The sequence below is a fragment of the Winogradskyella sp. genome (assembly GCF_028289625.1).
GTDB lineage: Bacteria > Bacteroidota > Bacteroidia > Flavobacteriales > Flavobacteriaceae > Winogradskyella.
In genome coordinates, this window is sequence record NZ_JANQOM010000002.1 from 1 (window position 1) to 13,462 (window position 13,462).

Annotated in this window: 16 protein-coding genes and 1 pseudogene; 11 read left to right on the forward strand and 6 right to left on the reverse strand. The window is 33.9% G+C overall.

Annotation, left to right across the window (positions count from 1 at the left end; genetic code table 11):
* A pseudogene (locus tag Q0992_RS00115) lies at positions 1-163 on the forward strand (dihydrolipoyl dehydrogenase); the annotation flags it as partial.
* A 171-nt stretch (positions 164-334) separates the two neighbouring features.
* On the forward strand, positions 335-1,531 hold the full coding sequence (locus Q0992_RS00120) for a site-2 protease family protein (protein ID WP_299518997.1): 1,197 nt from the start codon (positions 335-337) through the stop codon (positions 1,529-1,531).
* Here Q0992_RS00120 and Q0992_RS00125 read toward each other — a convergent pair.
* The 3 genes from Q0992_RS00125 to Q0992_RS00135 form a co-directional block, all read right to left on the reverse strand.
* Positions 1,528-2,118 (reverse strand): hypothetical protein, encoded by a 591-nt coding sequence (locus tag Q0992_RS00125; RefSeq protein WP_299518998.1) that lies wholly within the window; start codon positions 2,116-2,118, stop codon positions 1,528-1,530. The two genes, Q0992_RS00120 and Q0992_RS00125, sit on opposite strands and share 4 nt — an antisense overlap.
* Before the next feature lie 70 nt (positions 2,119-2,188).
* A complete protein-coding gene (locus Q0992_RS00130; RefSeq protein ID WP_299518999.1) occupies positions 2,189-2,920 on the reverse strand; it encodes a LytTR family DNA-binding domain-containing protein in 732 nt (243 codons plus the stop codon).
* Positions 2,913-3,971 carry a sensor histidine kinase gene (locus Q0992_RS00135; RefSeq protein ID WP_299519001.1) on the reverse strand — a complete coding sequence of 353 codons (1,059 nt, stop codon included), beginning with the start codon at positions 3,969-3,971 and terminating at the stop codon, positions 2,913-2,915. The genes Q0992_RS00130 and Q0992_RS00135 overlap by 8 nt, the downstream gene beginning before the upstream one ends.
* 225 nt (positions 3,972-4,196) lie before the next feature.
* On the opposite strand from Q0992_RS00135, the gene Q0992_RS00140 reads away from it, so the two are divergent.
* The 5 genes from Q0992_RS00140 (at position 4,197) to Q0992_RS00160 (ending at position 6,908) form a co-directional block, all read left to right on the forward strand.
* Complete coding sequence (locus tag Q0992_RS00140; protein WP_299519002.1) at positions 4,197-4,598, forward strand: MotA/TolQ/ExbB proton channel family protein; 402 nt, start codon at positions 4,197-4,199, stop codon at positions 4,596-4,598.
* Positions 4,599-4,792: 194 nt separating this feature from the next.
* Entirely contained in the window at positions 4,793-5,197 is a 405-nt protein-coding gene (locus Q0992_RS00145) for a DUF2721 domain-containing protein (protein ID WP_299519003.1), read from the forward strand.
* A gap of 89 nt (positions 5,198-5,286) precedes the next feature.
* Positions 5,287-5,883 (forward strand): sigma-70 family RNA polymerase sigma factor, encoded by a 597-nt coding sequence (locus Q0992_RS00150; protein ID WP_299519006.1) that lies wholly within the window; start codon positions 5,287-5,289, stop codon positions 5,881-5,883.
* On the forward strand, positions 5,867-6,040 hold the full coding sequence (locus Q0992_RS00155) for a hypothetical protein (RefSeq protein ID WP_198658913.1): 174 nt from the start codon (positions 5,867-5,869) through the stop codon (positions 6,038-6,040). The genes Q0992_RS00150 and Q0992_RS00155 overlap by 17 nt, the downstream gene beginning before the upstream one ends.
* Positions 6,041-6,074: 34 nt before the next feature.
* Entirely contained in the window at positions 6,075-6,908 is an 834-nt protein-coding gene (locus tag Q0992_RS00160; protein WP_299519010.1) for a mechanosensitive ion channel, read from the forward strand.
* A 92-nt stretch (positions 6,909-7,000) separates the two neighbouring features.
* Here the strand turns inward: Q0992_RS00160 and Q0992_RS00165 are convergent, their stop codons facing one another.
* Both Q0992_RS00165 and Q0992_RS00170 read right to left on the reverse strand, forming a co-directional pair.
* Entirely contained in the window at positions 7,001-8,356 is a 1,356-nt protein-coding gene (locus Q0992_RS00165; RefSeq protein WP_299519012.1) for a DEAD/DEAH box helicase, read from the reverse strand.
* Between the two features lie 39 nt (positions 8,357-8,395).
* Positions 8,396-9,286 (reverse strand): aldose 1-epimerase family protein, encoded by an 891-nt coding sequence (locus Q0992_RS00170; protein ID WP_299519014.1) that lies wholly within the window; start codon positions 9,284-9,286, stop codon positions 8,396-8,398.
* A 79-nt stretch (positions 9,287-9,365) separates the two neighbouring features.
* Here Q0992_RS00170 and pabB point away from each other — a divergent pair, with 79 nt between their 5' ends.
* A complete protein-coding gene (gene pabB / locus Q0992_RS00175; protein ID WP_299519016.1) occupies positions 9,366-10,658 on the forward strand; it encodes an aminodeoxychorismate synthase component I in 1,293 nt (430 codons plus the stop codon).
* On the opposite strand, the gene Q0992_RS00180 is transcribed toward pabB, so the two are convergent.
* Complete coding sequence (locus tag Q0992_RS00180; RefSeq protein WP_299519018.1) at positions 10,659-11,348, reverse strand: hypothetical protein; 690 nt, start codon at positions 11,346-11,348, stop codon at positions 10,659-10,661.
* A 118-nt stretch (positions 11,349-11,466) separates the two neighbouring features.
* Between Q0992_RS00180 and tilS the strand changes: the two genes are divergently transcribed.
* From tilS to Q0992_RS00195, 3 genes are all read left to right on the forward strand, one after another.
* Complete coding sequence (gene tilS, locus Q0992_RS00185; protein ID WP_299519021.1) at positions 11,467-12,783, forward strand: tRNA lysidine(34) synthetase TilS; 1,317 nt, start codon at positions 11,467-11,469, stop codon at positions 12,781-12,783.
* Between the two features lies 1 nt (position 12,784).
* Entirely contained in the window at positions 12,785-13,246 is a 462-nt protein-coding gene (locus Q0992_RS00190) for an HAD domain-containing protein (protein WP_299519024.1), read from the forward strand.
* Positions 13,227-13,462 (forward strand): amidohydrolase family protein (locus tag Q0992_RS00195; RefSeq protein WP_299519026.1); only part of this gene is annotated, 236 nt, incomplete at its 3' end. The genes Q0992_RS00190 and Q0992_RS00195, both read left to right, overlap by 20 nt.

Consider the following 13,462-nt stretch of genomic DNA (forward strand, 5'->3'; position numbering starts at 1 on the left):
CGGAGCACGTTGTGCCGATTTAATTGCTGAGGCCGTTACTGCCATGGAATTTAGAGCGTCTGCCGAAGACATTTCAAGATATTCACATGCGCATCCAACATTTGCCGAAGCTGTTAAAGAAGCAGCTTTAGCGGCAACGGATAATAGACCTTTGCATGTTTAAAAGAAAAGAAATGTCATTCTGAACTTGCTTGTGATGAGCCTGCTTCAGCATTTCAGAATCTAAGAAGCGAACTGCACTTCGACTACGCTCAGTGACCAAGTTCGCTTTTTTATTTTAACTACTTACTATGAAGCAACGCGTCTTATAATAATAATCACCAAGTTTTTGCAAATGAAAATTCTTAGAGCAATTTTCCCATTTTATTTTTGGATTTTTCTAGTTACTGGATGCATTACCCTACTTATTGGCGACGAATTTGGTAAACTTGGTTATATGTCCCTCAACTTGGTGGCAACCCTACTTTTTATTAAAGTAGGGGTTGTTATTCACGAAATAGGACATTTATTATTTGGAAAATTGGCTGGTGGAAATCCTAAGCGTATTGTTTTGGGAAAAAGTCATGAAGTGAAACGGTTTCAAGTATTTAACGTTAAGATTATACTCAATAAGGATTTTAATGGGGGTTTTGCATTTGTTAATTTTCCGGTTGGAAAGAAGTCAAAAATCAATAAGTTTATATTAACCTCAGGTGGCTTTTTTACTAATCTAATTGTAGCTTATTTAGTTTATGCGGTCTTTGGTTTTAACGCTGCATATTTGTCTGGTAAGCACGGATTGGATTTCTATTCTGCTTTTATTTTGGCAAATACGCTTCTAGCTATTATTAGCCTTATACCTTATTATGTGGAATATCTCGGTGTGAAGGTGGCAACTGATGGATTAACATTATTGAAATTACTTTTTTCAAAGAAGAATGAATCAAACATAGATTATAATGATTTTTTTGAAGCACAGGACAGATTTGAAGACAAGGATTTTGATGAAGCTATAAATCTCTATAAGAAGTATTTAGAATTAGAAGAAACGAAGTTATTGGCGAGTTACAATGTGGGTTTAATGCATTTGAAAAAAGGTGAACCCGATGAAGCTCTAAGATGGATCGAGCCATGTTTGGACATCGTGGACAAGGAAAAAAATAAAATGATGTACGCTCATATAAATAATGGACTTGCATGGTTAAAACTTGTGGCAGATGATCATGAGGATATCGACCTGCTCTCTAAAACAGCGTATTCCATAAAACCTGATTTTTCTTATTTCGCAGGGACTAGAGGCTCTGTTTTAATTGAGTTGGGAAAGGTAGAACAAGGCATCAAAATATTAGAGCCATTAATAGATTTTAAATTTCCAAATAACCAAACGATCAGTGCAGCCATATATTTGTATTATGGCCATATGCTTCAAGCTAAATCAGACAAAGCCAAAAAGTATTTCAACTTTATTGTAGAGAATGTTGAAGTATTGGATTTAGATGAAAAAATGTTATGGAATAGAGTTCAAGAGAAAGTGAAGTTATTGAATAACTAAAGCTCTTGCATTAAATCTACAATGCGTAGACGTTTGGAATAATCGTCCTCATTGATGTCTCGTACAAAGCAATAGGCACTTATATCTTCATTTTTCACCTTTTCCGAAAGTTCTTCAACGGTATTTGGCCCAAACTCTTCAGATTCGGATATATAATAGAATTCGTGCTCATAGATAACATTACTAACTTTCTTTCGGTACTTTTCTTTTAAAAATGATTGAATGTCTTCTACGGAGTTCAATTCATCATCGTAGTTAGTCGTATTGATATAAAGTGCAAATTCTTCCTTATCTTGATGATTAAGTACTAAGATATCATCATCCTTAAAATAGGCTTTTACCGTAATGATACCATCTTCGGTCTCAATAGTGAAAATATTATGAATACTTAATGTCCAAGAGGTTTTAATAGTAGCATCTTTTCTTTCAATCTCTAGAATATTGTCATCCCTAAAGGTATAGATCGATTTCTTTTCAGATATGCCATTAACCAATACCCATTGCTGATTTATAAAATGGGAGTCATGGTGACGCTCATAATCGAAGGGTTTAAGATTGGGAATAGTATTATGTAGATAATCGTTCATTAAGTGGTTAATAAATTATAATAGTCAAAGACTATAATAACGATAGATTTGGGCGTTTATTGGAATAAAGTTAGAAATTTTCTAGATGTTTCAAAACTTCTTTCCTATAACTTCGACTAATGGGTAAGGCTATTCGATTAACTGTAACTTCTTCATTAGTAAATGATTGAATTTTTGATAAACCAACAATATATGATCGGTGAATTCGTAAAAACTGTTGTTTTGGGAGTTTTGCTTCGATGGCGCTTATAGTTTCTCTTGTGATAATAGTTTCAATCGAATTAGACTTGCTTGGAGAATGAAGGTGTATTTTTATGTAGTCGCTTAAGCTTTCAATGTATATAATCGCTTCAAAATCTACTTTTAGCATCCTTCGGTTAGAACGTACAAAAATGAAGTCCTGCCTTTCTGGTATTGTAGAGGATGTTATGTTAGAATTACGGGTTATTTCAAAATAACGATTTACAGCTTTAAGCAAACGATCAAAAGCAATGGGTTTTAAGAGATAATCTACAGCTTGTAAATCGAATCCCTCCACCGCATAATCTCTGTAAGCAGTAGTGAAAATGATTCTAATATCCTTATTAATGGATTTGGCAAAAGCTATACCTGAAATTTCTGGCATATTGATATCCAAAAAAACTAGGTCAACACTATTATTTCTAATAAAATTAAAGGCTTCTATGGCATTTTTACATTGCGCAGCAATTTCAAAGTTCTCTATATGCAATAGATGTGAGGCAATAACCTCTCGTGCCATGGCCTCATCATCAACAATTATGCAAGAAATGATTTTAGACATCAGCTAGTTTAAGTTGGAGTTGTACTTCGAATAAGTCATCACTTTCAATAATATCTAGGGTGTACCTATTTTGATAGAGCAATTCTAAGCGCTTTTTAATATTGTCTAGTCCAATACCTGCTGTTTTTGAAACTGATTTTGAATGTGAATTTTTAGCATTAAATACAATATGATTGACTTTGCATTGTATTGAAATGTCAATGCTAAGAATACCATTTTCAATCTTTCCGTGTTTAAAACTGTTTTCGACGAATGGTAAGAACAGTAAAGGAGCAATTTCAATAGATTTTGAACAACCTGAGTCATAAAAATTCACATCCAAGGTGTCGTTAAAACGCATTTGCTCCAAGCTTATATAGTCTTTAATATGATTGATTTCATCAGATAGAAGCACCAAAGGTTTATCTACATGGTATAGCAAGTAGTCTAAAAGATTAGAAAGCTTCAAAATCATTTCTGGAGTTTCCTGGGCTTTTTTCAAAGCATAACCATACATGGTATTTAAGGTATTAAATAAAAAGTGCGGATGAATCTGCATTTTTAGATAATTGAGTTCTTGTTCCTTCAACTTGAGTTGTGCTTCGAGGATTTTGGTTTCGAGGATTTTGGTTTTTGCCGTCTGTTTTACATTCAACTTTAGAAGTTTAAATGCGCTAACGATAAAAACGACCAAATAAACACCAGTCATTATAAACAGAATATTCTTGGTTGCAGGATTCATTTCTGTATAATCAAAACCTGAAATGTATATAAGGCTAAAGAATATAGAAGCCATGACTAAGTATGCCGAAATGATAAGCGTATAAACGCTATAAAGTGCAAAATGCCAGTACCTTTTAGTTATCAAGTAATCAGGTATCAACTTATAAATGGATACATAGGTCGTTGCAATGGTAATAGGCATTAAAAACAATGAAAAGGAAAACGTGTCACTTAAGTTTTTGCTGCCGACACTAAAAAAGTAGGTATAAAAAAATAAAACACCTGTCCAAAATAAGAGATGGAGTGTTGCTTGACCTATTTTTTTTAGAATAAACTTTTGCGTAAGCATTAATGTGTAATGTACATACAATAATACTATATTTTTAACCTGGTTCACTCTTTTGTAGACGAACGACGGATTTAGTACTGGTTTTAGCATTTTGCTATATCACTAGTTAAACTGGTCATCTATCGCAAAATTCAAAATTGCTTTGGTACTGTTTATAGATTTGAAGTAGTAATCAAAAAACAACAGAAAACTACTAATTAAAAACTATAACTAAATTTACACACTATGCAATACACAATTTCTCTGCTTACCAATCAGTTTGTAGACCGTTTTAAGGAAGGTGGTCCTTTTTTTATGACATTGATTTTAATCTGTCTGCTACTCTCAATTTTTCTTTTGGTTAAAGGCTTTTTGAGTCTAAAGAAGGATGCACATCAGGCTAAAAAAATGATTAGCCTAACCACTGATACTAGCCTGCTTGGTCTGGTTATAGGCTTTTTCGCTTCTGTAATAGGACTAATCACAGCTTTTGATTCCGTAGAGGCTTTAGGAGATCCGAATCCCGCGATCTTTGCTGGCGGACTTAAGGTCTCTCTACTAACAGCTACTTTTGGTCTATTTACTTTTATCATAGCCAGAATAGGAATCCTCATTTTGCGCTGGTTAATGCATACCGATAAATCATAATATAGGAGTAGTTTATTACGTAAAAAACAAGATGCAACTATTATTGACTTTAATGATGTTTTGAATTGTTAATTAAGGTATAAATCATTCCAAAAAGGATGAAATCCTAAACGATAATTGCTAAAGCGAGCTTTGAAAAGTTCGCTTTTTTTATTTACAAAGTTTTATTTCAGTAATTTTGTGAAAATAGTCTTATGGAAGCACTAACCCTCACAACACCAGCACTTTTGTTTTCCGCAATTTCTTTAATAATGTTAGCTTATACCAATCGTTTTTTAGCCTATGCGGCAGTGATAAGAAACTTAAGCGAAAAGTATAAGGAAAGGAAAGAGGAATCTTTAATACGACAGATTAACAATTTAAAATTAAGATTAAACTTAACACGCTGGATGCAGATTTTTGGTATATCGAGTCTTTTACTATGTGTTTTAACAATGTTCTTAATCTATATAGACCAACATATATTAGCCGTTTGGATCTTTGGAATAGCATTATTATTACTCATATTATCATTGGCGTTTTTAATAAGGGAAATACAGATTTCTACTCAAGCTTTAGGGCATCATCTTAGTGATATGGAAGCGTATTTAAAAAAGTAAGAATTTTTTTAAAATTAAAGTGACTTCATGTAAAAGTATGGGTCTTAAATTAATAACTAACCAAGTTAAAAAAGAACTAACAAACCAATTTGACAACAGACGCAGTTCATAGCCTAACCGATGAAGCGCTTGTAGAGGCCATCGTAAAAACAAATGACACATTGTTGTTTGAGGTACTTTATGATAGGTATGCGTCTATGGTTTATAACAAATGTTATGGCTTTGCCAATGGAGCAGACGAGGCTAAGGATTTAACACAAGATGTATTTCTAAGAGTGTTTGTTAAATTAGCTAGTTTTAAAGGGAAGTCTAAATTTTCGACATGGTTATATGCATTTACATACAATCATTGCGTAAATTACGTAACCAGAAACACGGCCAAAAAGATTGAAAAAAATTCTGTCAGTTCAGAAAGTATAGATATTCAGAATATTGGTGAAGATATTGATTCTACGCGCGAGTTTGAAAACATGAGGGTTGGGCAGTTAAAACGTGTTATGGAATTGATCTCACCGGATGAGAAAATGATTCTATTACTAAAGTATCAGGATAATTTATCCATTAAGGAATTATCTGAAGCTTTAGATATTGGCGAGAGCGCAGTAAAAATGCGCCTAAAGCGGGCAAAAGAAAAACTTGTACAAAAGTACAATAACATGTATACGAAAGATGGAGAATCCATTTAAGCAAATAAATCAGCCTTTAAAAGAAGTTCCACCAGAACTAAAAGGTAAAGTCATGCACGATATTGCTATGGCTAAGTTATTGATGGAGCTTGCTGAGCTGTTTTCGTATAACCTTGGTTACATTATAGACACTGTAAGCCGAAATAGAGAAAAATAAATACTTACAAAACCCTAACATTAATTTTTTAAGTATGGAAAAAGTAACAGATTTTAAAAATACAGCACTACAATCGTTGTCATCCATGTGGCCAGAATTTACAGCGGTAGCTTTAAAAGCAATTGGTGCTATAGCTATACTGCTTATTGGCTGGCTAGTCACCAAATTAGTGGGCAAGGCTATAAAAAAAGTACTAAAATTAGCTAAGGCTGATAAGCTCGACGATAAATTAAACGATATTGAAATAGTAGAAGGTAAGAAACTGAATTTTGACACCATAAAGATTGTGTCAAAATTTGTAAAATGGGTAATGTACATCATTTTAATTATAATGGTGTCGGATGTTATGGGATTAGAAATCATCTCTAATCAAATAAGTGAACTATTATCGTATTTACCTCAACTTTTTGCAGCACTTATTATTTTTACATTGGGATTGTTGTTCGCCAATTTTGTAAAAAAGGGGTTAAAGTCTTTCTTTGAATCCATGGATTTATCTGGCGGAAAGATCATCAGCCAAATCGTGTTCTTTATAATATTGATTTTTATTTCGATTACAGCACTAAATCAAGCAGGTATTGATACTACGATTATTACTAGTAACATTACAATGATTTTAGCGGCTTTTCTCTTAGCCTTTGCCATAGCATTTGGATTAGGAGCTAAAAACGTGGTTGCTAAGCTGATGCATACATTTTATGCTAGAAAAATGTTTGAAGTAGGTCAGAAAATTAATTTTAATAATGAAGACTATACTGTAGATGAGGTAAAGAGCATTTCAATAATTTTAAAAAATCAAAAAGGGCGATTAATAGTGCCTATAAACGATTTGATGGAAAATCAAGTACAAATGCAGGACCAACTATAAGGTTAGGGTTATAGATTTTATCTTGCTATAAAATGGGTCCTGCGGTACTTGACCTATAAAAAACCTCTTCAAAACTGAAGAGGTTTTCTTTTTTATCGACGTTTCTTATTTCGCCTATTGGAATTTTTGTCGCCTCGCGTTTTGGGTTTTTTGTATTTCTTGGCCGCTTCCCTTCGGTAAGAACCACCTAGATTTACTTTTTTGTTTTTGTCCTTTTTTTCATGGAAAGCGGGTCCAGGTAAATCCTCTTTTTTTCGTTTTATAGGATTGTTGCGTTCTTTTATCTGAGGACGCTCTTCTTCAATCAATGTTGTGGAAATTTCAACTGCTTCAGGAATAACAACGCTTTCAATCTGCAATTGCATTAAATCTTCAATCTTTTCACGTGCTTCCTGTTCCTTTTCTGTTGAAAATAATAAGGTGCGACCTTCTTTTTCAGCACGACCTGTTCTACCGATCCTGTGCATATAATTTTCAGGATACTCGGGAGTATCAAAATTAATCACGTGTGTAATATCATCAATATCCAAACCTCTGGCCATAACATCGGTCGCTACAAGTATTCGATGTTCACCATCTCTAAATTGTTCAATACTGCGCAATCTGTAATTTTGGGTTTTGTTAGAATGAATAACACATGTTTGCCCATGGAACAGTGCTTCTAGTGTATCAAAGAGACGATCGGCCATTTTTTTATAGGCGACGAATATGAGAACTTTAGAAAATTCATTTTCATCCTGTAGTAAATACTCCAACAAATTAACTTTTGTGTAAAAGTTAGGAACATCATAACGTTGTTGTTTTATATTTTCTAAAGGTGTTCCGGATACAGCAATTTGAACCTTGGCCGGATTAATGAAAAAGTGGGTAATCAAGTCATCTACATCTTTAGTCATTGTCGCAGAAAACATGATATTCTGTCTGCGTTCTGGTAAGATATCGAAGATGTTCATCAATTGATGTCTAAAACCTAAATCTAGCATCACATCAACTTCATCAATGACTAATTTTTGAATTGATTTTAACTGTAAAACTCTACTGACCGCTAAGTCGTATAATCTCCCTGGTGTGGCCACAATAATATCTTGACCTTGAGCAACGGCCTGCTTTTGAGTGTTGATATTGGTGCCACCATAAACGCCCAAAACCCTATTATTAATGTATCTGGATAGTTTCTCAATTTCGTCAACAACTTGTACAACCAGCTCTCGAGTAGGTACAAGAATGAGAACCCTAGGATTGTCTTGCCGAGAATATTTTAGGTGCCGTAAAATAGGTAACATGTAGGCAAATGTCTTACCAGTTCCGGTCTGCGCAATACCTACTACATCTTTACCTGAGGCAATGATGTTAAAAGCTTCCGCTTGAATGGGAGTTGGATTCTCAAAACCCAAGTCCTCAATGGCGTTATATAAAGGCGTATTTAAATTTAAATCCTGAAAAGTCAATCGTCCTAATTTTGTACAAAACTACTACTATTAATGGACTTAGACTAAATGGGCTTTATCTATTTCAATACTATAGGTGGCTTTAAAATCGGCTTTAGGCTGCAATGCAATGATACCTTCTTTGTCTACAAATTGTTGATTAGTGCTTTCAGCATCTGCAATGCCTAACCATGGTTCAATACAAACATAAGGTGCTTTAGGTTTTGCCCAAATGCCTAAATATGGAAACCCATCAAATTTTACCGATAGAATGCTTCCTTTTTGTTTATGCTTTAAAGTCACTTTTCTAGACTGAAGGTCTTTGAAAATTAAAGCATCTTCATCAAATAAATCTGGTTTTAATTGAATCTTATGACCATCTTTAAAGACTGACTTTGTTTTTTTTGTAACGAGTCCCGTAGGCATGTCCAAGATATGAGATGCGCTGTTTTCGGGTTTTTCAAAATCAAGAATGTAGTCTGTATATGCTTCGCCATTATACAAAGGACAATTAAATGCAGGATGACCTCCCAAAGAAAAATAAATAGTCTTATGGTCAGTGTTTGTAATGGAATGATGCAAATGAAGAACGTTATCGACAAGTTCATACGTCAATAAGAATTCAAAATCAAAAGGATAAATAGTTTTTAATTGATCATTAGAACTCAGTTTAAATGTTATTTTGGATTCGGAATGCATAACAATTTCAAAATCCTCATTGTACCTCACAAAACCGTGCTTTGGCATTTTATAGGCTTTTGAATCATAGTAATACATATCATCTTTCAATGCACCAATAATCGGAAATAAATTGGGTGCGTGACTTCCCCATACGTTAGGGTCAGCTTGCCATAGAAATTCCAAATCGGATTTTACTGCGGTTATGTTGCACAATTCAGCACCCTTGTGCTTTATATTTATAATTAGGCTATCGTTTTTTAGATTATACATTGTAATTATTTTGTCGAAATATACAATACTTATCGCATTAAAAGTATTCTGTTTATTTTTGCGAAATTAAAATAACCTCTTGAGAACATCACTTAAGCATTCGCCAAAAAATCCTAAAATCTTTAAAAGGCAGTTACTGCGTTGGGCGCAACGATTTGACGATGTTGTTTGGCTAGATTCTAATGGTCATAAGGATAAATTACGCAGTTATGACGCCATATTGGCTGTTGATGCTTTTACAAGTTTGCAAACAGATTATCATGAGGCGTTTTATCGTTTGGATGAGTATCAACAAGTGACTAAAGACTGGATTTTTGGCTATTTAACGTATGATCTTAAAAATAGTATCGAAGATTTAAGGTCTAACAATTTCGATGGTATAGAACACCCTGATCTGTATTTTTTTCAGCCTAAAAAACTGTTTTTGGTTAAAGATGACTCTGTCGAAATTCGATACCTCAGGCTTGTGGAGGATGAGATTGAAGCTGATTTGAAAACTATAAAACAATTGAATGGTCAAGCCGGTAAACCTGCAAGTAATGGTATAAAGATTAAACTTAGAATTCATAAAGATGAATACTTCGAAAAAGTCAATACCATGCTGACTCATATTCAACGAGGCGACATCTATGAGGCCAATTTTTGTCAGGAATTCTATGCAGAAAATCGCACCATTGATACTATTGAAACCTTTAATAAACTCAATGAGATTTCACAACCTCCTTTTGCTACATTCTTAAAATGTGGTGAGAAATATCTGCTGTCCGCGTCACCAGAGCGTTATATTAAAAAAGATGGGACAAGGGTGATTTCACAACCCATAAAAGGAACAGCCAAGCGGTCTTTAGACCCAAAAGAAGATAAATTGTTTGCAGAACGTTTGTCCAAAGATGAAAAAGAGCGTAGCGAGAATATTATGATTGTGGATTTGGTACGTAATGATTTGTCCCACACAGCAGAAAGAGGGAGCGTAAAGGTAGAAGAACTCTGCAAAGTCTATTCCTTTTTACAGGTACATCAAATGATCTCTACGATTTCATCACAGGTGTCCGAAAAAATAAAACCTGTCGATATACTAAAGACTACTTTTCCTATGGGAAGTATGACTGGAGCACCAAAAATTTCCGCAATGAAAATTATTGAGGAATTGGAGGAAACCAAACGTGGCTTATATTCAGGAGCTGTAGGCTATTTTACACCAGAAGGGGATTTTGACTTTAATGTGATTATTCGAAGTATTCTGTATAATGCTCAAAAGCAATATATTTCCTATTCTGTTGGTAGTGCCATAACGGCAAAAAGCAATCCTCTAAAGGAATATGAGGAATGCTTAATTAAGGCTAAAGCTATGCGCGAAGTATTGGAAAACTAATTATTCCAAATGCGTTCTAAAACTCTTTTTCACCCTATCGAAAATAAGTGCTACACGAGATGTTTTAATATTTTTGATCTTGGCGATGTCATCGAATTCCAAATTACCAAAAATGTAGAGATCTACAATATTGGAAATATTTATTGGCAACCAACTATAGAAACGTCCAAATACCTTAGGCGATTCTATCTTGGATAGATTTTCTAATTCAAAGGCCTTTAGTATGGATGCTTGTTTATCATCATACAGGTACAGATGGTTGCTTTGATCTTGCTGATAAGATATGTCACTTAATTCTGTGTTTAAGATTAAATCCAAGTCGGCATCAATTGTGTAGTCTTCACTTAAGCGGTTCATCTCATCTTGACGGATGCTGTCTGTACTTATAGTATTCTTATGATAAGCCTCTTTTTTAAAAAGAAGATTCATGTAGTTATCTACTAGTTTAAACAGCTCTAGCTTTACAGCCATTCTTTCAGCTTCAATATTAAAACCGTTACTGTAAAGTTCTATAATACATTCGTCAATAATCCCATTAGATGAGTACATATTTTTAGGCAAAATCCCTGTAGTTTCAGCGATGTAGATTCTGTGTTTTACGTAAGGATGCAAATGTGGCACTGCAGAAAGTACTTTTTTATCAAAAGCAGTTTGTGCAGATTTTGATGAGAGTTCTTTAAAAGTGCTCATAAGCTAAGTTTTTATTATTTCTTTAAAGCTATTGATAACTATCTGTCTTTTCTATGACAATTGTCATTTTAAATAAATCGCTAGTGACTGGGCATGGCCATTGTTGTATATTTACACTATGTTAAAAACCTTCGAGGAATATATCAATAGTCGTTTGTCATTCTTAGGCACGGCAAAATTACTAATTGGAGTTTCTGGCGGTATTGACAGCGTTGTACTTACGCATTTATGCAAGATGTTAGGCTTCAACTTTGCACTGGCACATTGCAACTTTAATTTAAGAGGAGAAGAAAGCAACGCTGATGAAGATTTTGTGCTGGAACTGGCTGAGGAGCTTGAAGTTGAAGTGTTTATCCAAAATTTTGACACCCAAGTTTATGCTGATGAGAATAAACTATCCATCCAGATGGCAGCAAGGGAATTGCGGTATCATTGGTTTGAAGAGTTAGCAGAACAGCTGCAATTTGATTATATTCTTACAGCACATCACGCTGATGATAATCTAGAGACTTTCTTGATTAATTTTACTAGAGGGACAGGTTTGAATGGCTTGACTGGAATTCCAGAAATTAATGATAAAGTGGTAAGACCGTTGCTGCAATTTTCGAGAGTGGAGGTTGAAGCCTTTGCTATAGAACATCAAATTAAGTGGCGTGAAGACAGTAGCAATTCATCTCACAAATATTTACGGAATAAACTGCGTCATGAAGTAGTCCCTGTTCTAAAAGACATCAACCCACAATTATTGGACAGTTTTCAAGATACACTAAGGAATTTAAAGGACACCGCTGATATTGTAGAGGAAAGCCTTAATGCTGTCGCAAAACGAGCTATTGTTGACATCAATGATTACGGAATTACCTATAAGGTTTCAGAATTTAAAAAGGTCAACAACCCAAAAGCCTATTTGTTTGAAATGTTCAAGGATTTCGGGTTTACTGAATGGAATGATGTTTTGGAACTATTAAACGCCGAAACTGGAAAATACGTTAAGTCTGCCACACATCGATTAATTAAGCATCGTGAGTTTTTAGTTTTAGCTGAATTGGAAACCTTAGAACAAAATGACGAATCTTTTTTTATAGCAAAAGATAATTCATCAATCGAAACACCTTTAGGTATCTTGCAATTTGAAAAAGTAGATACTTATAAAGATAATTCTAAAAACGCAATTTTTGTAGATTACGAAAGCATCAAATTTACTCTGGAACTCCGCATTTGGAAAACAGGGGATTCATTCTACCCATTAGGAATGAAGGGCAAAAAAAAAGTGAGTAAATACCTCAAGGATGAAAAGTTGTCTAAAGTAGAAAAAGAGAATATCTGGGTATTGACTTCTGATGACCAAATTATTTGGGTGGTTGGGATGCGTGCAGACGATCGATTTAAAGTCACGGAAAAAACACAGCAAATAATAAAAATTCAATTGAATTAACTTGGATAATATTACGATACTGATTTTAGATTTGGATGGTGTATTAATAACAAATCCAACATGGAAAGCAGATGAGATCCATGATGATGGCTATTCAGCCTTTAATAGAGGTTGTATTGAAAATTTAAATAAGCTTTTATCTTTTAAGAAGTTTGAAATCTGGTTAAGCTCTACCCGAAGAATTAATAAGACCTTAGATGAATTTAATGAAATATTCTATAATAGAGGTATAAAACAGAAAATTAGAGGGTTTTTGCCCAGATATATAGGTTGTCGTGATAGAAAAGAAGAAATTTTAAAGTTTATAGCTGAATTAAAAATTTCTAACTATTTAATTATCGATGATGATAAGTCTTTGAATGGCCTTAGTCAAGACATGAAGAAAAACTTGGTTTTAACAGAACTGTCAAAAGGTTTTGATAGCGAAAAATTAAAAGAAGCAATTGTTAGTGTTAAAAGGTAACATAGTAGACATAACCAATCATAAAATTTTCAAGGGAGAAATCACAATTGAAAATGGAAAAATTACGTCAATCATAGAGAAGGACTGTAATGAAAGTCACTTTATACTTCCTGGCTTCGTTGATGCCCATATACATATTGAAAGTTCGATGTTGGTACCATCGGAGTTTGCAAAAATAGCCGTAAATCATGGTACAGTGGCTACTGTTTCAGATCC